The organism is Microvirga yunnanensis (assembly GCF_025460875.1).
This window is the reverse complement of record NZ_JAMXFI010000016.1, coordinates 78,203-103,166: the sequence shown is the minus strand read 5'-3', so window position 1 is coordinate 103,166 and position 24,964 is coordinate 78,203. Positions and strand designations below refer to the sequence as shown.

Sequence of the window (24,964 nt, the reverse complement as noted above, 5' to 3'; positions counted from 1 at the left end):
GCGGCGCGACCGAGGTCGAGGTGAAGGAGAAGAAGGACCGCGTCGACGACGCCCTGAACGCCACCCGGGCCGCGGTGGAAGAAGGCATCGTCCCCGGCGGCGGCACGGCTCTGCTGCGCGCCAAGGCTGCGGTGGCCAAGCTCCAGAGCGACAACGCCGACGTGAATGCCGGCATCAAGATCGTGCTGCGTGCGCTTGAGGCTCCAATCCGCCAGATCGCCGAGAACGCTGGCGTGGAAGGCTCGATTGTGGTCGGCAAGATCACCGACAACGTCCAGTCCGAGACCTTTGGCTTCGATGCTCAGACAGAGGAGTTCGTGGAACTGCTTCAAGCCGGTATTGTGGATCCGGCGAAGGTCGTCCGCACGGCCCTCCAGGATGCCTCTTCGGTTGCTGGCCTGCTCGTCACCACGGAAGCCATGGTCGCCGAGTTGCCGAAGAAGGAATCGGCTCCGGCGATGCCGGGTGGAGGAATGGGCGGCATGGGCGGCATGGACTTCTAAAGGGTCCGATTCAGGCCGCCCCTTCCTGAGGAGAGCTCAAGTCCGGCAGGCCGGACTTGAGTGGCGGCATGGACTTCTAACCCAGACAGCGAAGCAAGGCCCTGGAGGCACCCGGGCCTTGCTCTTGTGCCTCTACTGGCCTGTTGCCGGATAGCTTTCGCGAGCCGGATGTTCCCGCAGCGTCAGGCTGTCTGGCGCATGAACCCGCCGTCAGATCATGGGACTGATCACGAGCGGCCAGATGTTGATCTGCAGAATCGTCGGAGTTGGAGAAGGACAAAGCAGCTTGGGTTTAGATGGAGCGTGCTTTGGCAACTGAAAGTGTCCGGCAGTTTTGTCTCGTCTGACTGGGAACCTTGTACAACCCGCCCGTTACCGATCTGCCCCACAGACCCTCATGGTCTCCTCTTCTGGTCGACCGCATACCTGTTGGTTCCTATGCTTGCTCGACGGGACGAAATTCCACCTGATGTGCCGCGCCCCACCTAGAGCATCGGACGGACCCAGAGGGCCGCGTCAGCGACCCGAAGGGCCACGCCAGTGACCCGAAGGGCCGCGCCAGCGAAAAGTGGATCCGGTTTTCCGTTCTGACCGATGCTTTCATTCAAGAAGAAAGCATCGGATGGATCCCAAAAGTGCAAGTCCACTTTTGGGTCCGATGCTTTAGCGCATTCTTGGAGATGAGGGAGCACCGAAGGGATTCCAAGCCGCAACTCCCGGCGAGACGACCGCCCTATCACCGATTGCCAGGGCAGCTATGATAAGCGCTGCGCTCGCAACGCTTCGTCCTGGCACATCCGCGAAGTAGACCGAATGTCAGCACACGATCCGAACATCGGACCTTCCTGACGAGCAATCGATTTCGTTGTTTGACCGAAACCAGCCATTCCATGGATTGCCGACTGACCACCACCGGATCAACAAGCTTACTCCGGAATTCCAAGCTTCCGCCACGCCGCATAGATCCGCGGGCGTTGGGCCATGTAATCCGGGTGATCGGACTGCTCCAGGGCCTTGTAGCGTGTCAGCGTCATCCACGGCACTGCCCGCAGCCACCTCTCCATCGGTTCACGCGCCTCCGCCTCGCGTCCAGTGAACATATAGGCCGCCGCCAGCCAGCCATAGGAACTCGGGAAGCCCGGATCAGCATCGATCGCCTTCTGGAATGTCGCAAGGGCGGCCTGGTCCTGCCCCTGGTGCAACTGCGCGACGCCAATGTACAGCAACCAGTACACCAGGAAGGGATCGCGCGGACTGAGGCGGATACCCTGCCGCACATAGGGTTCCGTCTTCTCCGGCTGGCCGAGGAGAGCCCAGTTCCAGCCGATCTCGGTGTAGGTCGATGCGAGGTTCCGGTTCAGCGACACCGCCCGCTCAGCCGCCGCAATCGCCTCCTCGCTGCGCCGCTGCGCCCGGCGGAGCAGTGCCTTGTACTGGAAAGCCTGGGCATTGTCCGGTGCCAGGGCGATGGCACGCTCAATCAACTCATCGGCCCTTTGCAGGTGATCCCCGTACGCATCTGTCCAGCGGTTGATCACCTCCCGGACGTGGGTGAAGCCTAGGCCCATGAGGGCGCTCACCGCCTGCGGGTCCACCTTGAGCGCCTCCTCGAACAGACGTTGCGCCGCGACGTTGTTGTCCCGGGTCTGGCTTGCATAGATCAGGGCCCAGCCGCGCATGGCCAGATCCACCGCATCGGGGTTGTCGGGGCGCTCACGCTGGCTGCGGCGGCTCTCGATATTGACGAGCCGCACCTGCAACGTGGAGGCGATTCCTGCCGTGATCTCGTCCTGCGTGTTGATCAGGTCGGCCCGCGGGCGGTCGAACTGGTCCGTCCACAAATGCGCTCCGGTCTCGGCATCGATGAGTTGGGCATTCACCCGTACCAAATCGCCGCTGCGCCGGGCACTGCCCTCGAGCACGTAGCGCACGCCGAGATCGCGCCCGATCTGCCGCACATCCACCGCCTTCCCCTTGTAGGTGAAGGCAGTGTTCCGGGCGATGACGAAGCTGCCGTCGATGCGTGACAGCGCCGTTGTCAGATCCTCCGTCAGGCCGTCAGCGAAGTAGTCCTGGTCAGGATCGCCACTCAGGTTGCCGAACGGGAGTACAACAAGGGACAGGCGTGGGGCGGTACGGGGAACGCTGGGCGCTTCGGTGCCAAGAGCGGGAGCCGATGTGGTAGCAGGTACGGCGCCGGGATCGGCCGGACCCTGATCTGCGGCGAACCAGACGCCAACGCCGCCGAGTACGGCCAGACCAGCCGTCACAGCCGCTGGAAGGAGGCGGCGCCACCGGCCTGTTGGTTCGGGGGACGCCTCGGCCGTGTAGGCATCGAAGTGGACCCGATAGCACCTCACCGGACGGGCGATGTTGCGCACGCTCTGCTCCCCCAGATCCTCGAAGACCACCGGAAGCCGGTCACGCACCTGGTCACGCACGGAGCGGGAGACGCAGATGCCGCCGACCTCCGCCAGGGCTTGCAGGCGCGCCGCGATGTTGACGCCGTCGCCCAGGACATCTCCGCCCTCAACGACCACGTCGCCCAGGTTGATGCCGACCCGAAAGCGGATGCGACGATCCTCCGGGACCTTGGATTCACTGGCAACGATGGCGAGTTGGAGTTCGACCGCGCAGCGAACCGCCTCAACCGGACTGGCGAACTCGACCAGAAGGCCGTCGCCCATGGTCTTGATGATCCGCCCCCCGTGGCGGGCAATGGCCGGATCAAGCAGGGTCCGGCGACACACCCTCAGCCGCGCAATCGTGCCTTCCTCGTCGAGCCCGATCAGCCGCGAGTAGGCCGCTACGTCGGCGCAGACGATGGTCGCTAGCTTGCGCTCCATGGAGCGCTCCATCCCTGGTCCAGCCTGCCACTCCGAGCCTACTCCCCGCGGCGCGTCAGGGAAAGGCGGCTTCCCGGTGTTCCGACCTCTCAGGAGCACAGGGGCCAACCGGGTACGGCCGTACCCGGTCCACGCAGCGGGGAGGGATTGTCAGGCGCCCGCGCCCGCCTCATGGCGAACCGCGGCAGTCGGTCCCGATCGGTCGGAAGGCGACAGCCCCTGAACGAGTGGGCGCATTCCGTGCCAGGAGGTGGCTGACCAGTTGCTGCCCCTCCTTCGCGAGCGACAGGAGGGTCCCGGAGTTCCGGGTCGAGCCGAAGTACGGCAAAGACCCAAAGGCGACGTTCAGCCCCCTGCTCACTTGGGATGTCAATCGCCCGCAAACTGGGCTCCGACTTTCACACAAAAGCGTGTGTCGTCTGAACCATGAGGGGGGTCATGCGTCGTCTCGGCAGTTCAGTGCCTTGAGCGCAGGATGACCTCGATGACCGAAGCAGAGCCGACACGCATTCCGTCCAAGCGCGGATTCGTCTGGATTGTCGTTCTGATCCTCGCGCTCGGCGGCGGCGTTCTGGCCTGGCGGCATTCAGGGCCTTCCGGCGGTGCGGAGCACCGGCAGGCCGCGCAGCTTCCGGCCGCCGTGCCGGTCGAGGCAAGCGCCGCGGAACTCAAGGACATTCCGATCGACCTGATCGGACTGGGGTCCGTCCAAGCCGCGACCACGGTAACGGTGCGGAGCCGTGTTGATGGGCAAATCCAGCAAATCGCCTTCGAGGAGGGCAAGATGGTCAAGGAAGGCGACCTCCTCGTGCAGATTGATCCGCGTCCGTTCCAGGCAGGCCTGGGACAGGCCCAGGCCAAGAAGGCTCAGGACGAGGCCCAGCTTGCCAGCGCCCAGGCGGATCTGGCCCGCACCAATCAGTTGGCCGCCCGCGACTTCGCCTCCCAGCAGCAGCTCGACACTCAGCGCGCGGCGGTTCGCAGCCTCCAGGCTCAGATCCAGGCGGACCAGGCCGCCATCGACAGCGCTCAGACGCAGCTCGAATACACGACCATCCGGTCACCCCTCACGGGCCGGGCGGGCTTTCGCCTCATCGATCAGGGCAATATCGTCCATGCCGCTGACCAGAACGGCATCGTGGAGATCGCGCAGCTCGAACCTGTGTCCGTGCTCTTCACGGCTTCCGAGGGCGAACTTCCGGCCATCAACAAGGCGGTGGCCCAGGGTCCTCTGAAGGTCTGGGCTCTGTCGACCGACGGCAAGGACACCCTGGCGGAGGGATCCTTGAGCCTTGTGAACAACCAGGTCGATACGCAAAGCGGCACCATTCGTCTCAAGGCAGCCTTCGAGAACAAGGATCACGCCCTCTGGCCGGGACAATCCGTGGATACCCGACTGCGGGTCAACGTCATGAAGAATGTCCTGTCCGTTCCTGACACCGCGGTTCAGCGCGGCCCGCAAGGTCTGCTCGCCTATGTGGTCAAGCCGGACAACACGGTCGAGCCGCGGCCTTTGAAGGTGGGGCCGATCACGAAAGGGCAGGCTGTCATCGAAGAGGGTCTCAAGGCCGGTGAGCAAGTTGTCACGGCGGGTCACTATCGCCTTAGCCCTGGAGCGAGGGTCGAGGTGAAGAACGACATTGCCCAGCAGACCGCCGTCAAGGATTGAGGACATGGGCGGCATCTCGGCTCCATTCATTCGCTACCCGGTTGCAACCACCTTGGTGATGGTCGGGATCTTGTTCGTAGGCTTGATTGCCTATCCGTTCCTGCCGGTTGCGCCCTTGCCGCAAGTCGATTTTCCAACCATCCAGGTCTCGGCCTCGCTCCCGGGCGCCAATCCTGAGACGATGGCGTCCTCGGTGGCCCAACCGCTCGAGCGACAGTTCTCCCAGATCCCGGGCGTGTCGCAGATGTCCTCCACGAGCGCGCTCGGCTCCACCTCGATCACGGTGCAGTTCGATCTGAACCGCGACATCGACGCGGCCGCGCAGGACATTCAGGCGGCCATCAGCGCCGCCGGCGGCCAATTGCCCAAGAATCTGCCGAGCCCTCCCACCTATCGAAAGGTCAACCCGGCCGACACGCCGATCATGATCATTTCCGCCACATCCGACACGCTGCCGCTGACGGAGGTGGACGACAATGCCGACACCAAGCTCGCCCAGCAGATGAGCCAGATCGCCGGCGTCGCGCAGGTGATCATCGGCGGCGAGCAGAAGCCTGCCGTTCGGGTTCAGCTCGATCCGGCGAAGCTTGCCGCCAAGGATCTCTCGCTCGATGCGATTAGAGGGCAGCTGGAAGTTGCCACCGTCGACAGCCCCAAAGGAACGATCGACGGAGCGACCCGCAGCTTCACCATCTACGCCAACGACCAGTTGACCCGGGCCGAAGAGTGGAACGACGTCATCGTCGCCTACCGGAATGGGGCGCCCATCCGAGTTCGCGACATTGGCCAAGCGGTCCCAGGGCCGGAGGATGCCAGGAAAGCCGCCTGGGCCAACGGCAAGCGTGGCGTGTTCCTCATCGTGTTCAAGCAGCCGGGCGCCAACGTGATCGAGACCGTCGACCGGGTGAAGGCCGAGCTGCCGCGCCTTCAGGCGGCGATTCCACCCGCCATCAAGGTGGAGGTCCTGAGTGACCGTACCCAAACCATTCGGGCCTCCGTCAAGGACGTGCAGCTCACCCTGCTTTTGACCATCGGCCTCGTGGTCATGGTCATCTTCCTGTTCCTCCGCAAGCTATGGGCTACGATCATTCCAAGTGTCACGGTGCCACTCGCCTTGCTCGGCACGGCGGCGCTCATGTACCTGCTGGGCTACAGCCTCGACAATCTCTCCCTCATGGCCCTCACCATCGCGGTGGGCTTCGTGGTCGACGACGCCATCGTCATGCTGGAGAATATCGTCCGTCACGTCGAGGCTGGCGAGAGGTCCATGGATGCCGCCTACAAGGGCTCGTCGGAAATTGGTTTCACGATTCTCTCCATCAGCATCTCTCTGGTTGCCGTCTTCATTCCTCTCCTGCTCATGGGCGGCATTATCGGACGGCTGTTCCGGGAGTTTGCCGTGGTGGTGACGATGACAATCGCGGTCTCCGCCTTCGTATCACTGACGCTGACACCCATGATGGCTTCCCGCCTGCTCAGGCCCGAAGCGGAGGGGCAGGGCCATGGGCGTCTCTACAACCTCATGGAGCGCTTCTTCGCGGCTCTCGAACACGCCTACGAGCGTGGCCTCGACACGGTGCTGCGCTTCCGTTTTTTCACGCTCCTCGTCTTCTTCGCCACCTTGGGGGCAACAATCTACCTGTTCATGGAGATCCCGAAGGGATTCTTCCCGCAGCAGGACACAGGATTCCTGCAGGGCACCTCCGAGGCCGCGCAGGACATCTCCTTCCAGGAGATGATGCGTCGGCAGGAGGCGCTCGGCGAGATCGTGGGCCGCGATCCGGATGTCGCGAGCTACGCCATGCAGATCGGAGCGGGTGGCGGCGCCTCGACCACCAATAGCGGGCGCATCTACATCACCCTCAAGCCCAAAGAGGAGCGCCAGGCCTCGGCGCAGGACATCATTGCGCGGCTTCGCCCGCAGCTCGACAAGGTGGAGGGCGCACGCCTCTTCCTGCAGGCCTCACAGGACATCAACGTGGGCGGGCGCCAGTCGCGCACCCAGTACCAGTACACTCTTCAGGACGCCAATCTGGACGAACTCGATGAATGGGCTCCGAAGGTCCTCGACAAGCTGAAGTCGATTCAACAGCTGCGCGATGTGGCAACGGACCAGCAGACGGGCGGCACAACCCTGACCCTCACCATCGATCGCGATCAGGCTGCCCGTTTCGGCATCACGCCTCAACTGATCGATGACACTCTCTACAGCGCCTTCGGCCAGCGTCAGGTGACCCAATACTTCACTCAGCTCAACAGCTACCGGGTGATCATGGAGATCCTGCCGGAGCTTCAGGGGGAAACCGAGACCCTTGACCGGATCTATCTGACATCGCCGTTGACGGGCCAGCAGGTGCCTCTCTCCACCTTCGCCAAATGGACGACTCGCAAGACGGCGCCTCTGTCCATCAGCCATCAGGGTCAGTTCCCGGCAGTGACCATCAGCTTCAACCTGGCAGAAGGCGTGTCGCTTGGCGAGGCGACGCAGGCCGTTCAGCGTGCGGAAGGCGAACTCGGCAAACCTCCCTCCCTGGTCGGCAGCTTCCAGGGCAATGCGCAGGCCTTCCAGCAGTCGCTGTCCACCGTTCCGCTCCTCATCGGGGCGGCACTCGTGGTGGTCTACCTGATCCTCGGTATTTTGTACGAGAGCTATATCCACCCGATCACGATCCTGTCGACGCTGCCCTCCGCAGGACTCGGTGCGTTGGCGACACTGCTTCTGTTCGGGTTCGACTTCAGCCTGATCGCCCTGATCGGCATCATCCTGCTCATCGGCATCGTGAAGAAGAACGGCATCATGCTGGTGGACTTTGCTATCACGGCGGAGCGGGAGGAGGGCCTCTCAAGCCAGGAAGCCATCCGCAAGGCCGCTCTCCTCCGGTTCCGGCCTATCATGATGACCACCATGGCGGCGCTGCTCGGCGGCGTGCCGCTCGTGCTGGGGCATGGAACGGGAGCCGAGATCCGCCAACCTCTGGGTTACGCCATGGTCGGCGGCCTGATTGTCAGCCAGGCTCTGACTCTTTTCACCACGCCGGTGATCTACCTCTACCTCGACGGGCTCTCTGCGGCAGCCCGATCCTGGTGGTCAGGGACAGACGGGCTGTCGCAGATCGCGAGATGAAACCGAAGCCCATGTCACAGGCTGCAGAGTGACAGGCTCATGATCGATGCAGGAGAAGTACCCGTGCCTTTGAAAGGCCGATCCGCTCTGGTGATGGGCGGTTCGTCCGGCATCGGCGCCGCGGTTGCGCAAGCGCTTGCGGCGGCCGGAGCCAAGGTGGCGGTCCTTTCGGATCACAAACCATACTTCAGGGAGGATCACGTTTCAGGGGGCAGACCACGAAGGCTTGGATGATGCATCCGCGGGTTTCCCCCATCGTGTTGATCTGCCCATGGCATCACCCGCGACCTGGGCACGGCGACAAACTTCGGGCAGGGAGGCAGGCCGCCTGCGTGTGCGTTGCACTCACGGGGCGTCCCCTGCCGTATGCTTCATGACGCGCCGGGGAGCTGCGTGATCAGCTTGTCGAGGGTGATCGGATAGCTCCGCACGCGGATACCGGTCGCGTTGTAGACCGCGTTGGCGACGGCCGCGCCGACGCCACACAGCCCAAGTTCGCCGACACCTTTCGCCTTCATCGGTGAGGACATCGGATCGACCTCGTCGAGGAAGATCACCTCCTGGTGCGGGATGTCGGCATGGACCGGAACCTCGTAGCCCGCGAGGTCGTGGTTGACGAAGAAGCCGCGCCGCGTATCGACGGCGAGTTCCTCCATCAGGGCGCCTCCGACACCCATCGTCATGGCGCCGATCACCTGGCTGCGCGCCGTCTTCGGATTGAGGATGCGGCCTGCCGCGCACACCGAGAGCATGCGCCGCACGCGGGTCTCGGCAGTCGCGGCGTCAACGGCCACCTCGACGAAATGGGCCGCAAAGGTCGATTGCTGATGCGTCTTCCTGAGATCACCGAACTCGATCGTGTCCTCAGCGACGAGTTCACCATCGCTGGCCGCCTGGGCCAGGGACACGCGTCGATCACCCGACCGGACCTCGCCATCGGCAAAGACGGCGTCCTTGGAATTGAAACCAAGTCGCTGCGCGACCGTCTCGCGAAGCCTGACGCAAGCGGCATAGACACCGGCCGTCGCGCTGTTGGCCCCCCACTGGCCGCCCGAACCCGCCGAGACCGGGAACGAAGAGTCGCCAAGACGAACCGAGATCCTCTCGATCGGGAGACCCATCATCTCGGCGGCGGTCTGGGCGATGATCGTGTAGCTGCCGGTCCCGATGTCAGTCATGTCGGTTTCGACCGTGACGACCCCGCGGCGGTCCAGCCTCACCCTGGCACCCGACTTCATGGTCAGGTTGTTGCGGAAGCCGGCCGCGACCCCGATGCCTTTGAGCCAGCGTCCGTCCCGCACGGTCCCGGGACGGGCGTCGCGGGCCGCCCAGCCGAAGCGCCCGGCGCCGACGCGCAGGCATTCCACGAGCTGGCGATGCGAGAACGGCCGCTCGGGATTTCCGGGATCGACCTGCGTGTCGTTGATCACCCGGAACTCGATCGGATCGAGCCCGAGTTTGTCCGCCATCTCGTCCATGGCGATCTCGAGCGCCATCAGGCCGGGCGCCTCGCCCGGGGCCCGCATGGCGTTGCCCTCGGGCAGGTCGAGCGTCGCAAGACGGTTGCCGGTCAGGCGGTGGGCACCGGCGTAGAGCAGCTTGGTCTGGTCCACGGCGTTCTCGGGATCACCGTCTGGCAGGTTCCCTGACCAGCCCTCATGCGCGATGGCGGTGATCCTGCCGTCTCGCCCAGCGCCGATCCGGATGCGCTGGATGGTCGCCGGCCGATGGGTGGTGTTGTTCATGAGAAACGGCCTCGGCAGCGCGATCTTCACCGGCCGTCCGGCGGCGCGAGATCCAAGTGCAGCCAGGATCATGTCCGACCGGACGAACAGCTTCGACCCGAACCCGCCACCGATATAAGGGGAAACGACCCGCACGTTCGCCGGGGGAATCTTGAGTGTCTTCGCCACGTCGCCGACGCTCCAGGCGATCATCTGGTTGGACGTCCAGATCGTCAGCTTGTCGCCGTCCCAGGCGGCCAGGGACGCATGCGGCTCCATCATGGCGTGCGATTGGTCCGGGGTGGTGTAGGTCTCGTCGAGCCGCACGGCCGCCTCGGCGAAAGCCCTCTCGAACTCGCCGACCCTCACGTCGGACTCGGTCGGCCCGAGGCCATCCTTCTCGGCCGTGAGATCGAACCGGCCCTCGGCCTCCTCGTAGGTGACGTGCACGAGCGCCGCGGCGGCGCGGGCTTGCTCGAAGGTCTCGGCCACCACGACGGCAATGGCCTGATGGTAATGCTCGACCTCGGGGCCACCCAGGAGCGTTGCCGTGTTCCGCGACCCCTTCCCGAGCTGACCGGCCTCCTTGGCCGTCACGATGGTGACCACACCCGGTGCCGTGCGGGCCCGCGAGAGATCCATCGAGACGATCCGGCCCTTGGCGATGGTCGATCCGACCGGGTAGCCGTAAGCCAGCTTCGCATGAGGATCGTGCCATTCATAGGCATAGGTCGCGGCGCCCGTGACCTTGAGAGGGCCATCGACCCTGTTGACAGGCTGCCCCACGACCTTGAGCTGGTCGATCGGATTCGTTGTCTCCGGCTTGTCGAACTTCATGCCTCAGCTCCTCGCCTCGTCCAGTACGGAGCCGAGCGTCCGCTCGACCAACGGCACCTTGAATGCGTTCTCGTGGGTTGGTGTCGCGCCAGCCAGCAACCACTCCGCGGCAACCTTTGCGCCGCGCGGAAGCTCGGACTCGGCGGCCTCGACCCGCCAGGGCTTGTGCGCGACGCCCCCCACCGCTATGCGACCCGTGCCGTCCTGCTGGATGACGGCAGCCACTGACACCAGGGCGAAGGCATAGGACGCGCGATCACGAACCTTGCGGTAGAGATGCTTGCCGCCAACGGGCGCGGGCAGCGTGACCGCCGTGATGAATTCACCCCGTTCCAGCACGGTCTCGATCTGGGGCGTATCGCCGGGCAGGCGATGGAATTCGGCAACCGGGATCCGGCGCGTCGTGGCATCGGGCTTCACCGTCTCGACCGTTGCGTCGAGGACCCGCATGGCGACCGCCATGTCCGACGGGTTCGTGGCGATGCAGGCCTCGCTCGTGCCGACGATGCCGAGCGGGCGGGAGAACCCGCCGATGGCGGAGCAGCCCGAGCCTGGCTGACGCTTGTTGCAGGGCTGGGCCGTGTCATAGAAGTAGGGGCACCGGGTACGCTGGAGCAGGTTGCCGGCCGTGGTGGCCCGGTTGCGAAGCTGCCCGGACGCTCCGGCAAGGATCGCCCGCGAGAGCACGCCGTAGTCGCGCCGCACCCGCTCGTCGGCGGCGAGGTCGGTGTTGCGCACCAGCGCCCCGATCCGCAATCCGCCCTCGGATGTGGCCTCGATCGTGTCGAGTCCGAGCCCGTTCACATCGATCAGGTGCGCAGGCGTCTCGATCTCGAGCTTCATCAGGTCGAGCAAGTTGGTGCCGCCCGCAATGAACTTCGCATCGGGATTGGCCGCAGCGGCGGCCGCCGCCTGAACGGGCGACGTCGCACGCTCGTAGGTAAACGCCCTCATCCCTGCCTCCCGGCGACTTCGGTCATCGCCTCGACGATGTTGGAATAGGCGCCGCAGCGGCAGATGTTGCCGCTCATGCGCTCGCGGATCTCCGCATCGCTCAATGTGACCGGTTGCGTGAGGTCAGGGGTGACATGGCTTGGAATCCCGGCCTTGATCTCACCCAATACGGCGACACCGGAGCAGATCTGGCCCGGCGTGCAGTAGCCGCACTGGTAGCCATCGTGCTTGATGAAGGCCTCCTGCATAGGGTGAAGATTCTCCGGGGTTCCGAGACCCTCAATCGTGGTGATCTCCATGCCCTCGTTCATGATCGCGAGCGTGAGGCAGGAATTCACCCTGCGACCGTCGATAAGGACGGTGCAGGCACCACACTGGCCGTGGTCGCACCCTTTCTTGGACCCGGTCAGGTGCAGGTGCTCGCGCAGGGCGTCGAGAAGGGTCGTTCGGATGTCGATCTCAAGATCGTGGGACTGGCCGTTCACGGTCAGTGATACCTTTGTCAAGGCAGGCGCTCCGGCTAGGGATGGTTGGGCTTGAACCACAGCAGAGACCGCAGTCAGGGCCGCCAAAGTGCCACCGCCGACCATCAGGTCGCGTCGGTTGAGTTCCAGGTCATGAAGGATCGGCATGGTGGTCGATGCTCCTTCCATTCAGGGTCTGATGGCATGTCCCGGGCGTATCCGCCGCTTGGTTCGAGGACACACAGATTGGGCTCAACTGGAACGAGTCTAGGGTAGAGGCGGGCGAAAGATCATGCCCTAAAGCTGCATGCCCTTATGTTCAGGGCTTATGAATGGCCGATGAGACTGGCGCGAAGTCGTTGAATTCCGTCACAAAGCTCGACCAGTCCTGGCCCGCCCGGGGATCGGAATTGACCCGGGCTGGAGGTGTCACGATGTTGTGACGCTGCGCTAGGCGTCGACGATTTGGGACAAGGCTGGGAGCGCAAGGGTCGCGGGGTCGCGGGCCGACGGGATCAGGCCGAGCGGTGAGACGATGCGCTCTGGAGCCTCCTGCCGAACACCCCGGCTCCGAAGGGTATCGAAGCGGGCGGCATGGGTCCGGCGGCTTCCCAAAGCGCCGATGAAGAAGGCAGGCTGGGACGCTACCCTTTCCATCAACAAGGGATCCCAGCCGTGGTCGTGGAACAGGAAAATGGCCAAGCTCCCTGTCTCCGGCTGAATGAGGGTGATCGGGCGCCGCGCTTCCAGGAGTGCCGCTATGGGGGATATCAGGGAGCCTTTGGGTTCAGTGCCCTTGTTCTGGTGATCGGTGCCGCCGCCGCGGGTCTTTGTGCCGACCGGGTTCGATTGGATATCGCGGGACAGAGCCCAACAGCAGACTTGCTGCCGGCAGCGTGCTATATTCCGCTCCTGTCACGTGGGATTCGCGCTATGCGCCTTGTGGTCGCTCTTACTTTGCTCGTTATTCCATCCATGAGCGCCGCAACGGATTGGGCAAGCCCACCGACCTCCTTGAGCAGGACGTGCAGCGCTTCATCGCAAGTTGAAATCGGTGAGTGTATCGCGCAGGCGTACAAGAAGGCCGATGCTGCATTGAATGAGGTCTGGAAGAAGGCGCTTGCCACCATTCAGCCAACGGACGGCTTAACCCCCGACAGGGCACAGGAATGGCGAGACGATCTTATCGCCGCGCAACGCGCCTGGAACACCTTCAAGGATAAGGACTGCAGCGGGGCGCGCAGTTTCGAGCTTCTGGGCGGCTCCGGCACGAGCATCGCGGTGATCAGCTGCCTCTACGAGTACACGGTAACCCGCACGAAGGACCTCGAAGAGCGCTATCTGCAGTAATAGCAAATGTGACGAACAGACAACGTGGGCATCATCTCATCTGCACACGACGCTGCGCTGCTGGGCCGTGGCAGAGCCAAGGAGATTGCCCCTAACGAGCAGTCCGGTGGCGATCTCGACCCGCACCGGTAGGCTCTCGCCCACGGCGCTCAAGCGGCTTACTGCATCGACAAATGCCAGGCCTGTCCGCACCGGCTGCTCGGCCGCGACCTCCCAGTCCTGCGGGTTCCTGTCCCGGAACCGGAGCCTGAGGTGGATGAGGAGATCGACGACCTCCCCAATGAGGACGCTGTCATCCGTGAGCTGACCCGTTCGCTGCAACCACGGCAGCGGTGATGGAGTGCTCTGCGATGGATTGCGCTGCGTCCTGGCGGCCAGCTGCGTGAGCCTCGTACTCACCACAACCAGCATCACAGCAACTGCGGCTCCCCTCTCATAACAAATCGTATCAACCTGCTCCCAACGAAGCCCCTGATGCGCCCTCGAACCGTTTCATGGCGAACAGCGAAAGATCGAGTTTGCTGCTCCCCGTCGTTGCCAGGTCGGCCAATGCCTCTCCAATGACGCTGGCGAACTTAAACCCGTGCCCTGAGCAGGGAGATGCCACCACGACCTCCGGTGCCCCTGGAAGGATGTCAATCACGAAGTGCTCGTCAGGTGTGTTGGTGAACAGGCAGGTGGCGAGCCGCAGGGTCGGTCCATCGGCATCGGGGAACATGTGCCGGATGCCCTTGCGAAGCGCCTCTTCGTCAGCAGGCGTCGGCTCTCGGGAAAGCTCGTCGGCATGGCCGGTTTCGCGGAAGTGGTGGTAGAGCCCGATCTTGAACCCTGGGATGCCCCAGGTTGGGAACTGGTAGAAGTGACCGACCTCAGACTCGATGTTTGAAACCGGGAAGACGTCTGGCCGAAAAAACTCCGGCTTCCGGGGCAGGAACCAGCCCAGGACCTGGCGCTCCGGCACAGCCGTGCTCCTGAGAGCGGGAATGAGATCGGAAATCCAGCCGCCTGCGGAGACCACCACCTGTCCGGCCTCATAGCGGTCTTGATCCGTCACGACCAGCACCCGCCCGTTGGCGGGTTCGATAGCGACGACCTTCTCCCGTCCGTGGAGTTCGGCTCCGGCAGAGACGGCCAGGGATGCATGCGCCAGGATGGCGCGCTCCGATGCCACGAACCCTGCCTCCGGCTGGAAGACGGCGGCATAGTGGTCCGGGAGCTTATAACCGGGGAACCGTCGTGCGGTTTCACGAGCAGTGAGGACTTCATGCGCAAGATCATGCTCCCGGCACGCCGTCAGTGCACCTTGAACGATCCGGCTGTCTTCCGTCCCCCCATCGACGCCACCCGTGATGAACAGCAGTTGCTCACGGGTCTGCTGCTCGGCTTCCCGCCATAGCTCATAGGCACGGCGGAGGAGCGGGACGTAGTTGGGATGCTCAAAATAGGCGAGGCGGATGATCCTGTTCAGCCCATGGGAGGAGCCCATGCTGTGCCCCAAGTCAAACCGGTCAATGCCCAACACCCTCTGGCCGCGGCGAGCCAAGTGCCAGAGGGCGGCAGACCCCATGCCGCCTATGCCGATCACGATGGTGTCGAATGATTTCATAGTGAGATGCCCCATGAACGTTGGACAGATGGCAAAGCCAGCTTACCGGTTGGGGCTCACAGGGCAACGGTCATGTGCGATGTTGCAATGGACAATCGGTCGATCTGCATGACGTCCGGGAAATCGCCTTCGACAAGGGCATGATCGACTATATCCCTGCGGATCGGGATGAAGATGGGACTTTTTCTTCCCATATGGCAGACTGATGCATCTTGATGAGCATCCGACCTCTTGCACTGTGACCCAGCTGGATGAATGACCTCCACCAACAGATTGCTGATCTCGAATCCGAAATCGACGATCTGTCCGAGGCGGCAGAGCGCTGCCGGAAGAGCATGATCGTGGCACGAGTGGCGATCATAGCAGGTGTTCTGCTGGTCGGAGCGTCGCTCTCAGGGCTTGCGCGGACAGATGCTCTCGTTCTGGTGATCGGGATCGCTGTGACGCTGGTCGGGATCGGCCTCTTGGGATCGACCCGAGGTTCCTTAGAACACATCACCGGAAAAATCCGGGCATCCGAAGCCCGTCGCGACGGCATCATTGATGGAATGAGCCATCCGTCGGCGCAGGATCGCTAAAGCATCGGACGTGAAAAGTGGACTTGCCCTTTTGGGATCCATCCGATGCTTTCTTCTTGAATAAGAGCATCGGTCAGAACGGACCCAGCGGGCCGCGCCAGCGAAAACCGGATCCACTTTTCACTGGCGTGGCCCTTCGGGTCGCTGACGCGGCCCTCTGGGTCCGTCCGATGCTCTAAAGCCCCGTCGCAGGCCGCTCCAGGTGATGAAGGCTGTTCGGGCAAGAGCACATCAGTCACTGTTCTTGCGCCAATACCCGATCCACAATCCGGGCATGGCAATCTCCAGCAGGTGATTGTCAGTTCACGGAAGCAGACGCTTACGTCACCCCTGCGCCATCCCGTCCGTCCCTCCAGCGCAACGCCAGCATCAGTCGATGCGGCTGCCATTCCTCCGGTTCATCCTGCGGGATCGAGAAGGCGACGTACATGGGACCGTGGCCGTCGTGCGGCGGGATCGACCCACCAGGGCATCGCCGGTACGGTCGCGAGCCCAAGGCTTCCATTGAAACCCCTGACATCAATCAAAGAAACAGCCTGACACGCTAGCTTTGGAATTCCATAATGTTGACTGCCGGTCGCTTCGATGTAGGCGCAAAGTTAGAGTGTCCTGGTCCCGGATCATCAGGGCAGACGGCCGAAGCTTTCGAAGATCACATCGTAGAATCGTTCGGCATCAACATCACGGACTACGTAAGCGTTCTTTTGCCGGCTGGTCACACCCCACCAATCAATCACAGTCATCCCGGTTGTCAGAGGAGAGTTCGTCTCAATCTCGACATTCACATGGAGGCCCGAGAACAACTCGGGCCGCAGCAACCAGACAACTGTCGTCGGATCGTGCAGCGGAGCGCGGTTAGCTCCGTACTTCTGCCAATCAAACTGCTTGGCGTAGGTGAGGAGTCTCGCAAAGATTGGACCGACCTTGTTCCCCATCCTGCGGAAGCGTTCGATCCGATCAGCCGTTACGTGAGCCTTGTGGGTGACATCCAATAGCATCATCACGATGCGAGCGCCCGAACTCAACACTCGCGCGGCCGCTTCTGGATCCACGTAGCAGTTGAACTCGGCTGCAGGAGTCACATTGCCGCCTTCCGACAAAGCGCCGCCCATCCAGACGATCTGGTCAATCCGCCCGGCTACGCGTCCTTCCCGTTCGATCGCCATTGCCAAATTCGTCAAGGGGCCAAGAGCACAGATCGTGACGGACTTCGCTGGCCGGCTCATGACCTCTTGAATGATGAAGTCAGCCGCATGCTGAGGCTGAATAGGCATCGTCGGTTCCGGCAGATCGTATCCGTCGAATCCGGTCTTGCCGTGCACGTACTCAGCCGTGAAAAGCGGGCGGGCCAGAGGAGCCTCGGCTCCGGCGAATGCCTTGACATCCTGGCGCTCGGCGAGCTCCAGGATCTTGCGAACATTTCGGGCAGTATGATGAAGAGGAACGTTGCCGGCGACAGCGCAGACTCCAAGGACTTCAATCAGGGGAGAGCCCAAGGCCGTCAAGATGGCGACCCCATCATCTGGACCAGGGTCAGTGTCGATGATAACCTGCTTCATCCATTTGCGCTCACGAGCATCTCAGGCCTCTGCTTTCAGCAGATGCTAAGGCAAAGTTTAAGTGCAGCGATCCCTGCATGATTGTGACCGCCCACCCAGTTCCGTGAAGGGCCGAATGGGCGACTCTGCCACCCTTACTTCGGAACTCGTGCATTCCAGCTCTGCCAATCCGCTACGATCGTGTGAGCGAACTTGCCGCCAACCCGATACGCGTTCGTGACAGAGGGAATATAGCCGCCCGACTTTGCCGTCAGGGACTCCACAGGGGTCTGCCCTGATCCTTCCCGATCGAAGTTCGACGCGGTTCGAAGGATGGCGATCCGGTCGAAGTTGAGGAGATTGGCGTCCGCGCCGCGCCGCAGGGCCGTGAGGGTCGCATTATCCTCCTGCTGCGTGGTGCAATAGTTGGCCTCATCATTCGTGATCAGCTTCGCCCATGCCTCCATCCCGGCTCCGAGCTTTGAACCGTGCCACCAGGTATCCATGGAGATTGTATCGCAGATGCTCACGCGGGGTGCGGCATTCGCCGGAGCGGCTGCGTACCGCGCCCGGTAGGCTTTGGCGGCATCACCATCAGCCAGCTCTACGTCCCTCGTCAGGCTGTACGCCTTCTGCAGGAGTTCCTCGTTCAACCGGTAGACTTCGCTTCCGTACCTGAGCTCGACCTTCTCGCCCGGTCGACTCGCACCAATGGCGACATAGCCGGTGCTCCAGTCGCTGGGCATGTCGCGGGCGTCGATCGCATTCTGCAGGCCCCCATCGACTGCAAAGCGCGCCCAATGCGCTGATCCCAAGGTCCCATCGGCGGGATCAACACCGGCAATGCCGGCAATGAGAAAGTAAGTCTGCGAGAGGTCAAAACGGCCAGTGTAGATCAAAGCCGAAACAGAACTGGCCGCATTGGCATAGCCCATGCTGGTGGTCATCAGGCACAGACCGGCGTCAGTGCACGACACCTCGGGAAAGGCCTTGGACAGGCCAGGAACCGCTACTTTCTGCGTGAACCGCTCACTATCCAGCCAGGGCTTGGCCTCACCGGCAAACATGGTAATCACCATGACCTTGGGGCTGATGCGTTGGGAGGCTTCCTGTGCGGAGAGGGCCAGCGGGAGGCTCGCGGCCACAACGCCCAGAAGACCGGCTCCACATTGATGTAACATCATCAGCTCCTCACGTCTGCAATCGCAATGTCTCCCCAGCAGCCAGACGGCTATAGGGATGTCGGCTGGATCGGGTCTACCAAACCCAGCCGGATCGGGGCTACCGGAAAGTTCGATCTTGGTTGCTTGTCATGCAGGCAGAGCGCTCGTTGAGACCGCAACTCTGGCCATCGGGTGGGCATCTCAGCCAAGCTTCCATCGGTGGTTCAGGCTTGGATGGTCCCGGTCAGCCGTAGCACGAGGTCAACGCTCGGTCGGCAAGCTGGGTGACGACTCAGATGCCCCGCCACCCACGATCGCCAGCGCCGCCTTTCGCACAACCCACCGGCAGGGGATTGCCTCAAGTTCCGAGATACCACCGGACACCGAGCAAGATTACCGCCCCATCGACCCGTCTGCCCTTGAACATCTGCTTCATCCCTCAGGCAACTCAGGTCAGAGCCCGCGAGAGGGACAAGAAAGTTGCCGCAGAACCGAATTCCCCGGCCAACAGTGGGCCCAGCGCCCTCATGGTTGCAAGGCCAATCTCGCAACAGCGAAGGGTTCCAACTCGACCGAGCCCATCCGTTCCATCCGGTCGAGAAAGCCTGGATCGGCCGCCGCCGCCTCGAGGTCCTCAGCTGCCAGGATCGCCCCGTGGACACTTCCGACCCCTTCGATCGTGACGTGCTGGCGCTCGGCCGTGAGATTCGCAAGCCATAGCTCCCGACCCAGGTCCGACCGGGCGGCGAAGCCTTGCACGAGGTTGGGTGCAGAGATCTCCGTCGCAATCATCGCGCGTCCAGCCAATCGGGCAAGGCCACGCAGGATGTGAAAGACTGGATAGAGCCCCGGCTGAGCATCGAAAAAGGGTTGCGGCCAGGAGCGGCGTGCATGAACGGCGCCGAACGCCCCCACCAAGCCGCCGAGCGCAATCGCGGCCGCGCCGCCGCGCGCGAAATGCGAGAAATAGCCCAGGTTCCATGCCGCTCCGAGGAGGCCTCGCTGGCGTGGATCGTTGAAGTTCATGGCTTGCCGGATGTTGTGCGGGTTGGCCATCGGGGCTTCGCCGTACGGGTTGTCGCGCATGCCGATGGCGCTCGGCCCGACGACGATGGGCGTCTCACCCGCGATCGCGCGGGCGCTCCTGGCGATAAACGGGAGCGAGCCGAGCCCTTCCATGACGGAACGGTCATCCCCGGCATGGACAACCGCGCATGTCGTGAAGACCACGTAGTCGAGCAACTCTTTCGGTGGGCGCTTGCGGTTGAGCTCCGTGAAATAGCTGAACATTCCGCCACCGATCTCCGAGCCCGAAAACGCCCGACGGGCGGCCCGGTAGAGTGCGTCGAGCGGCGGGGATGGTGGCCAGACGCTGCCCGGCAAGGTGCATTTCAGATCGGGTGCGGGCGAAATCAGGACCACGCGGAACGGCGAGCCGAGCGACGCGGCCACCCGGCCGAGCTCCGCGACCTCGGCCTCCGCCGCGCTTTGCTCGACCGAGAGCACAACGGCCTCGAGCCAGGGCTCCGCGCCGAGATCGCGTGCGATCTCGACCGCCGCGCGCAGGCTGTCCGGACTGTGACCCTGACGGGGATCGTGGCGGCAGACGAGATAGAAACGCCCGATTTCGCTCAAACGATCGCGTGCCGCGCGGGCATCCTCCGCGTCGGCCGGATCAAGTCCGAGGCCAAGCCGCGGAGCCGGTCCCGCATCGCCGCCGAGGCGGACTGTGACCATGCCGCCCGTCGGGGCGGCCACGCTCCCGCGATCCTCAACCGTCACCGTGACGGATTGTTCGAGTTCGGTGCCGGCCGCGAGCCGGTATGGCCAGGGCAGGGCAAGCGGGCGCACATAGGTCTTGAACGAGGCGTCCGTCCAGTTGCGCTGATCCTCCATCTCGAAGGTGTCGCCTTCCATCCGGCAGGTGACCGAGAGACCCGGAGCGGCTTTGTGGGTCAGCGCGCGCAGATCCATCATCGGCTGGACGGGGTCGATCAGCTCCGGGAATGCGCCTTCGACGATCCGACCGTCGACATGCTCGATCCGGACCGCTTGGCCGGCCGCGTTTTCGGGGTGGAGCACCACGAATCCGGTGCGGTTCGTCTCGAAGTCCGTGGCCGCGCGGCCTTGTGCCCGAAAGGTGAGCCGGCCGTCACTCGTACCGGAGATCTCCGCCGAGTACCGGAACTCCTGGCGCTCGTCGGCTGCGACCGCATCGTAGGTGACGCGAAAGCCGCCGTCGGTTTCTTCGACGGACAGGTTCGAGATGCGCGGGTTGTAGGTGCCCCAGTCGGGGTTGCGCACGATGAAGGACACAGCACGCAGGAGTTCGTGGCCGCGATAGCGGATGTAGCGCAGGTTTCCGGCTTCGAGCTCCGCGTTGAGTGAGCCCGCGCGGAGGACGCGCGACGGCTCTACCTGCTCTTCGGTTCCGTAGAGCCGCACGGCGAGTGATACATTGCTGGACATATCGGACCTCCCTTTAGAATGCTTGGGCTGCTTGAATTCCTGGTCTGACTTTCGAACTGGTTGGCTTCAGCGCTTTGCGCGGACACTGACCAGTCTCTCGACCAGCAGCGCCAGGATGATGATCGCTCCGATGGCCGAGCCCTGCCAGAAAGGTGAGACACCCATGAGGTTCAGCCCGTTGCGGATCATCACCATGATCAGGACGCCGATAAGCGTGCCCACGATCGAGCCTCGCCCGCCGTAGAGACTCGCCCCCCCGATCACCACAGCCGCGATCGCGTCGAGCTCGAGCATGTTGCCCATCAGGGGATCGGCCGAGAGAAGCTGCGCGATCGAAAAGGTCACCGCGACCGCCGAGAGGGCGCCGGAGATCACATAGGGCAGCGTGCTGTAGAACAGGACGGAGAGGCCCGCGGCGCGTGCGGCCTCCTTGTTGGAGCCGATCGCGTAGATGGTGCGCCCTCCCTTGGTGTAGGTGAGATACGCGAAGGCGAGGGCATAGAGGACGAGGAGGAACGCGACGTTCGACGGGATTCCGAGGATCGAGGTATAGACGATGTTCGATAGGTCCGACGGGATATTCGAGATCGCCGTCTGCCCGGAGAAAATGTACGAGAGGCTTCGGGCGATCGCCATCATGCCGAGGGTCACCACAAATGCCGCGAGGCCGAAATAAGCGATCAGGCACCCTGAGACGAGGCCGATGAAGCCGCCCGCCGCGATAGCGCACGGGATGGCGAGCGGGATCGGTAGGTGCTGCAAGGAAAGGCCCAGGACAATCCCGCACAGGCCTGCGACCGACCCGACCGAAAGGTCGATCCCGCCGGTCAGAATGACGAAGGTCATGCCGACAGCCACGATGCCGACCACCACGGACTGATCGAGGATGTTGAAGATGTTCGTGCGAGTGAGGAAATACGGCGAGAGCAGCGACAATGCGATCGCGATGAGCAAAGCAAGAAGCGCCATCCGCACCTCGAGGCGGCCGAGGATCCGCCTAGCCCAACTGGCGCGGCGTGGCGCAGAACCGCCGGGCGGTTCGCGGGCGTCGGAGCTTACGAGGTCGTTCGTCGTCACTCTGTCCACTCCTGTTCAATCGGCGCTCATCAGAGCCTCGACGCGGGTTCGGATGAGCCGGGCGGAGGGGATGGACATCCGGCTGTCGACCGTCAGCCCGATCCAGCCGAAATCATGACCGCGCGGGCTGCGCATCGGGACCAGAACGGTGGAGAGAGGCACGTCCGCCTCGGCGACGAAGCCGTCTTGCCGCTCCATGAGAGCGCGGGAAATGCGGGTCTCCGCGATCCGCATGGCCTCTCCGGTCCGCAGACCAGGGCTGGGGCTGCCCGCGGCCTCCACGAGGTTGAGGCAGATGAGCTCATCGCTGTCGATGAGCACCCAGAAGGCCGCACCGCTGTGATCCGCCGAGATGGCATCGAGCAGGGCGGTGTTGCGCACCATGGACGTCCGCGGGGCGGCGAGCAGCGTGAGCTTCACTTCGTCGAGAAGAGCGCTCGGCAGATCCGCGATTGAGCGCCCGTCGCTGAGTACGACAATCCGGTCCGCTAGGCCGAGGAGCTCCTCGAAGTCGGAGGAGATCAGCACGACGGCCACGCCCTGCGAGGCGACCTCCCGCAGGATCGCATAAATCGAGGAACGAGTGCCGATGTCGACGCCCTTGGTGGGCTCGTCCAGGATCAGAACGGCAGGTTCGAGCAGCAGCCAGCGCGCGATGATGACCTTCTGCTGCATGCCTCCGGAGAAAGTCAGCATGTTCGTATCGAGGAGGCGGTCGGCCGGGAGTCCCAGCCGCTCCATGAGGCGCGCTGCTGCGGCCTCTCTCTTGCGGTAGCCATGGCCGAACCCACGGTAAGCGCCCAGATGCGCGAGGAGGAGGTTCTCTTTGACCGAGAGGTCGGGCACGATGTTCTGCGTGCGTCGATCTTCGGGGATGAAGCCGATTCCGTGGGCGATGGCCTCGGCGGGGCTTCGCGGTGCGATAGGCCTGCCTGAGAGTGTGATGGTGCCACGGGCTCGCGGGCGCAGGCCGAAGATCGCCTCCGCGGCCTCGGATCGGCCAGCCCCGACGAGCCCGCCGAGGCCAAGGATCTCGCCACCGCGCACGCCGAAGGACACGTTGACGACATGGGGCGGCGCACTGAGCCCTTCGACGGCCAGCAGAAATTCGCCAGAGCGGCCTCGGTCCGGCTCGCGCGCTTCTGCGGTGCGGGCGTAGATCGAACCGAGATCCTGGCCGACCATGTGGCGCACCAGGTCACTCTGGCTAAGCGAGGCCGTGTCCAGCGAAGCTGCGACGGTGCGTCCCTCCCGCATGATGGTGACGCGGTCGGTGATCGCGAAGACCTCTTCGAGGCGATGGGACACGAACACCAGGGCGTGGCCGTCTTGGCGCAACCGGTCCATGATCTCGAAAAGCCGCTCGACCTCGGACGGGCTCAACGACGCAGTCGGCTCGTCAAAAATGATGAGATCAGTGTTGAGCGCGAGCGCCTTGGAGATTTCGACGAGCTGGCGCTGTGCAGCGGAGAGATCGCGCACCTCCTGGTCGAGCGGCAGCATATGTTCGTGACCGAGCCGGGCGAGCAACTCGCGGGCACGCTGGCGCAGCCGGCCGCGCGAAAGGCGGCCAGGCCTGCCGAGCTCTGGCAAGAAGATATTCTCCAGAACCGAGAGATCGGGAGCGAGACTGGTCTCCTGCATGACGATCGCGATACCGGCTTCGAGCGCATCGCGCGTGGAGGCCACGCGGAGCGCTTGCCCCTTGAAGACGACCTCGCCCCGATCCGGGATCACATGCCCGGAGATGACTTTCGACAGGGTTGACTTGCCGGCGCCATTGGCTCCGAGAAGCCCGTGAACTTCGCCTGCCCGCAGTTCGAGTGTCGCGCCCTGAAGGGCGCGGGTGCGATCGAACGTCTTGTCAATGCCAGTTGCTTTGAGGATCTCCGAGGGCCGAACCCGGCTGAGCGCGTGCATCGTTGCAGATTTCCATTGCGTGGCGCGGCCCGGGGTCCGGGCCGGCCGAGCCTTAAGGCATTATTTCACCTCATTGGCGAACACCGTCTCTTTGACGGTAGGCAGGAGCTTCTCGATGTTCTCGCTGGTCACGACCAGGATCGGCACCAGAATTTCCTTCTCGGGTGTGCCCCCTTTCAGATGCTGCAGTATGGCCTCGCCGGAGCGCACCCCCATGAGATAGGGCTGCTGCATGCCGGAAACGACGATCTCGCCCTTCTTGAGGAGGTCGACGAAGTCCGGGATGCCGTCGAACGCCGCGACGAGAACCTCTCCCTGTCGCCGGGCGGCGCGGATTGCGCGTAACGCCCCGATAGCAGGCTGGTCGGTCTGGATGAACATGCCCCTCATATCGGGATTGGCGGTCAGCATGTCCTGCGTGAACTTGAAGGTCTCGTCGGCCGTGTACGACTGCATCTGCTGCAGGCCGGCATCCTTGGTGATTCCAGCCTCCGTGAGCGCATCCCGGAAGCCTTTCGTCCGGGCCTGGCCGTTCTTGCGGGCCTGGGAGATCGATACGATGCCGACCGAACCTCCCTGCCAGCCCTTCTTCTTCATGGCCTCGGCGAGGGCCTTGCCGACGCCGTTCGCGCCCTCGTAGTTGTCGGAGATGATGAATGACACGTAGTCGCCGCTGTTCGTTCCGATATCGGCGATGACGACCGGGATGTTGGCGTCCTTGGCGAGCTGGAGCACGCTGGGAGCGGTCGAGGAATCGGTAGGCGAGATCACGATGCCGGCCACTTTGCGGGCGATCGCATCCTGGGCATTGCGCAACTGGGTCTGAGCGTTGTTGGAGGAGTCGAGCGCCTGGTAGGCGTAGCCCTCCTTCTTGGCCGCGGCTTCGACGCCTTTGGAGAGGTAGCGCCAGAACGGCAGATCGAGGCCAGGCGTGAGATAGACGATCTCCTTTTCGGCCGCCCGGGCCGGCGCGCCGATGGCGGTCAGGCCAGAGGCCAAAGCAGCGGCGGCCACCAGGGCCAACAAACTTCTTCGCTTCATCATGGTTTCCTCCTCCGTTTGCTACACCCCGACCGGGGGCTTAGAGCCTCGGGGGGGCACAGAAGCAACCCACGGTGGGGGGGGGCGGCGCAGAGGGGGAG

General features: G+C 63.6%; 19 protein-coding genes. 6 read left to right on the top strand and 13 right to left on the bottom strand.

What is annotated here, in order from left to right; translation table 11 throughout:
• Positions 1-503: TCP-1/cpn60 chaperonin family protein (locus tag NF876_RS10935; protein WP_315975022.1), on the top strand; the 503-nt coding region annotated here is incomplete at its 5' end.
• 926 nt (positions 504-1,429) lie between these two features.
• Here NF876_RS10935 and NF876_RS10930 read toward each other — a convergent pair.
• Entirely contained in the window at positions 1,430-3,349 is a 1,920-nt protein-coding gene (locus NF876_RS10930) for an adenylate/guanylate cyclase domain-containing protein (protein ID WP_262268828.1), read from the bottom strand.
• 484 nt (positions 3,350-3,833) lie between these two features.
• Between NF876_RS10930 and NF876_RS10925 the strand changes: the two genes are divergently transcribed.
• The 3 genes from NF876_RS10925 to NF876_RS43145 are packed head-to-tail and all read left to right on the top strand — an operon-like array spanning position 3,834 to position 8,376.
• Positions 3,834-5,018, top strand: coding sequence for an efflux RND transporter periplasmic adaptor subunit (locus tag NF876_RS10925; RefSeq protein WP_262268827.1), 1,185 nt, complete (start codon positions 3,834-3,836; stop codon positions 5,016-5,018).
• 4 nt (positions 5,019-5,022) lie between these two features.
• Positions 5,023-8,142 (top strand): multidrug efflux RND transporter permease subunit, encoded by a 3,120-nt coding sequence (locus NF876_RS10920; protein ID WP_262268826.1) that lies wholly within the window; start codon positions 5,023-5,025, stop codon positions 8,140-8,142.
• A gap of 39 nt (positions 8,143-8,181) precedes the next feature.
• Positions 8,182-8,376, top strand: a complete 195-nt coding sequence (locus NF876_RS43145; RefSeq protein ID WP_315975021.1) for an SDR family NAD(P)-dependent oxidoreductase — start codon at positions 8,182-8,184, stop codon at positions 8,374-8,376.
• A 137-nt stretch (positions 8,377-8,513) separates the two neighbouring features.
• Here NF876_RS43145 and paoC read toward each other — a convergent pair whose 3' ends face one another.
• The 4 genes from paoC to NF876_RS10895 form a co-directional block, all read right to left on the bottom strand.
• Positions 8,514-10,703, bottom strand: a complete 2,190-nt coding sequence (gene paoC, locus NF876_RS10910) for an aldehyde oxidoreductase molybdenum-binding subunit PaoC (protein WP_262268825.1) — start codon at positions 10,701-10,703, stop codon at positions 8,514-8,516.
• A 3-nt stretch (positions 10,704-10,706) separates the two neighbouring features.
• Positions 10,707-11,657: an FAD binding domain-containing protein gene (locus NF876_RS10905; RefSeq protein WP_262268824.1), complete on the bottom strand. Its 951-nt coding sequence runs from the start codon at positions 11,655-11,657 to the stop codon at positions 10,707-10,709.
• Positions 11,654-12,247 carry an aldehyde dehydrogenase iron-sulfur subunit PaoA gene (gene paoA, locus NF876_RS10900; protein ID WP_262268831.1) on the bottom strand — a complete coding sequence of 198 codons (594 nt, stop codon included), beginning with the start codon at positions 12,245-12,247 and terminating at the stop codon, positions 11,654-11,656. Before paoA ends, NF876_RS10905 begins: the two co-directional genes overlap by 4 nt.
• Positions 12,248-12,571: 324 nt before the next feature.
• On the bottom strand, positions 12,572-12,823 hold the full coding sequence (locus NF876_RS10895; protein ID WP_262268823.1) for an XdhC family protein: 252 nt from the start codon (positions 12,821-12,823) through the stop codon (positions 12,572-12,574).
• On the opposite strand from NF876_RS10895, the gene NF876_RS10890 reads away from it, so the two are divergent.
• The gene (locus tag NF876_RS10890) at positions 12,797-13,471 is read left to right on the top strand and encodes a lysozyme inhibitor LprI family protein (RefSeq protein WP_262268822.1); all 675 of its coding nucleotides are present in this window, start codon (positions 12,797-12,799) and stop codon (positions 13,469-13,471) included. The genes NF876_RS10895 and NF876_RS10890 overlap by 27 nt on opposite strands.
• Positions 13,472-13,507: 36 nt before the next feature.
• On the opposite strand, the gene NF876_RS10885 is transcribed toward NF876_RS10890, so the two are convergent.
• Positions 13,508-13,870, bottom strand: a complete 363-nt coding sequence (locus tag NF876_RS10885; RefSeq protein WP_262268821.1) for a hypothetical protein — start codon at positions 13,868-13,870, stop codon at positions 13,508-13,510.
• Positions 13,871-13,919: 49 nt separating this feature from the next.
• Positions 13,920-15,077 (bottom strand): N-methyl-L-tryptophan oxidase, encoded by a 1,158-nt coding sequence (gene solA, locus NF876_RS10880; RefSeq protein ID WP_262268820.1) that lies wholly within the window; start codon positions 15,075-15,077, stop codon positions 13,920-13,922.
• A 251-nt stretch (positions 15,078-15,328) separates the two neighbouring features.
• Between solA and NF876_RS10875 the strand changes: the two genes are divergently transcribed.
• Entirely contained in the window at positions 15,329-15,655 is a 327-nt protein-coding gene (locus NF876_RS10875; RefSeq protein WP_262268819.1) for a hypothetical protein, read from the top strand.
• A gap of 623 nt (positions 15,656-16,278) precedes the next feature.
• On the opposite strand, the gene NF876_RS10870 is transcribed toward NF876_RS10875, so the two are convergent.
• The 6 genes from NF876_RS10870 to NF876_RS10845 all read right to left on the bottom strand — a co-directional run bounded on the left by NF876_RS10870 (position 16,279) and on the right by NF876_RS10845 (position 24,866).
• Complete coding sequence (locus NF876_RS10870; RefSeq protein WP_262268818.1) at positions 16,279-17,214, bottom strand: nucleoside hydrolase; 936 nt, start codon at positions 17,212-17,214, stop codon at positions 16,279-16,281.
• Positions 17,215-17,348: 134 nt separating this feature from the next.
• Positions 17,349-18,374: a purine-nucleoside phosphorylase gene (locus NF876_RS10865; protein WP_262268817.1), complete on the bottom strand. Its 1,026-nt coding sequence runs from the start codon at positions 18,372-18,374 to the stop codon at positions 17,349-17,351.
• A gap of 507 nt (positions 18,375-18,881) precedes the next feature.
• Positions 18,882-20,825, bottom strand: coding sequence for a D-apionate lactonase family protein (locus NF876_RS10860; RefSeq protein ID WP_262268816.1), 1,944 nt, complete (start codon positions 20,823-20,825; stop codon positions 18,882-18,884).
• 66 nt (positions 20,826-20,891) lie between these two features.
• A complete protein-coding gene (locus tag NF876_RS10855; RefSeq protein ID WP_262268815.1) occupies positions 20,892-21,902 on the bottom strand; it encodes an ABC transporter permease in 1,011 nt (336 codons plus the stop codon).
• Positions 21,903-21,917: 15 nt separating this feature from the next.
• Positions 21,918-23,822 carry a sugar ABC transporter ATP-binding protein gene (locus tag NF876_RS10850; protein WP_262268814.1) on the bottom strand — a complete coding sequence of 635 codons (1,905 nt, stop codon included), beginning with the start codon at positions 23,820-23,822 and terminating at the stop codon, positions 21,918-21,920.
• Between the two features lie 60 nt (positions 23,823-23,882).
• Positions 23,883-24,866 carry a substrate-binding domain-containing protein gene (locus tag NF876_RS10845; protein WP_262268813.1) on the bottom strand — a complete coding sequence of 328 codons (984 nt, stop codon included), beginning with the start codon at positions 24,864-24,866 and terminating at the stop codon, positions 23,883-23,885.
• Positions 24,867-24,964 lie beyond the last annotated feature (98 nt).

Excerpts from the sequence above, each read along its gene's own strand:
- NF876_RS10930 (WP_262268828.1), bottom strand. The coding sequence starts at position 3,349 with ATGGAGCGCAAGCTAGCGACCATCGTCTGCGCCGACGTAGCGGCCTAC.
- NF876_RS10925 (WP_262268827.1), top strand. The coding sequence starts at position 3,834 with ATGACCGAAGCAGAGCCGACACGCATTCCGTCCAAGCGCGGATTCGTC.
- NF876_RS10920 (WP_262268826.1), top strand. The coding sequence starts at position 5,023 with ATGGGCGGCATCTCGGCTCCATTCATTCGCTACCCGGTTGCAACCACC.
- NF876_RS43145 (WP_315975021.1), top strand. The coding sequence starts at position 8,182 with ATGATCGATGCAGGAGAAGTACCCGTGCCTTTGAAAGGCCGATCCGCT.
- paoC (WP_262268825.1), bottom strand. The coding sequence starts at position 10,703 with ATGAAGTTCGACAAGCCGGAGACAACGAATCCGATCGACCAGCTCAAG.
- NF876_RS10905 (WP_262268824.1), bottom strand. The coding sequence starts at position 11,657 with ATGAGGGCGTTTACCTACGAGCGTGCGACGTCGCCCGTTCAGGCGGCG.
- paoA (WP_262268831.1), bottom strand. The coding sequence starts at position 12,247 with ATGGTCGGCGGTGGCACTTTGGCGGCCCTGACTGCGGTCTCTGCTGTG.
- solA (WP_262268820.1), bottom strand. The coding sequence starts at position 15,077 with ATGAAATCATTCGACACCATCGTGATCGGCATAGGCGGCATGGGGTCT.
- NF876_RS10875 (WP_262268819.1), top strand. The coding sequence starts at position 15,329 with ATGAATGACCTCCACCAACAGATTGCTGATCTCGAATCCGAAATCGAC.
- NF876_RS10870 (WP_262268818.1), bottom strand. The coding sequence starts at position 17,214 with ATGAAGCAGGTTATCATCGACACTGACCCTGGTCCAGATGATGGGGTC.
- NF876_RS10865 (WP_262268817.1), bottom strand. The coding sequence starts at position 18,374 with ATGTTACATCAATGTGGAGCCGGTCTTCTGGGCGTTGTGGCCGCGAGC.
- NF876_RS10860 (WP_262268816.1), bottom strand. The coding sequence starts at position 20,825 with ATGTCCAGCAATGTATCACTCGCCGTGCGGCTCTACGGAACCGAAGAG.
- NF876_RS10850 (WP_262268814.1), bottom strand. The coding sequence starts at position 23,822 with ATGCACGCGCTCAGCCGGGTTCGGCCCTCGGAGATCCTCAAAGCAACT.
- NF876_RS10845 (WP_262268813.1), bottom strand. The coding sequence starts at position 24,866 with ATGATGAAGCGAAGAAGTTTGTTGGCCCTGGTGGCCGCCGCTGCTTTG.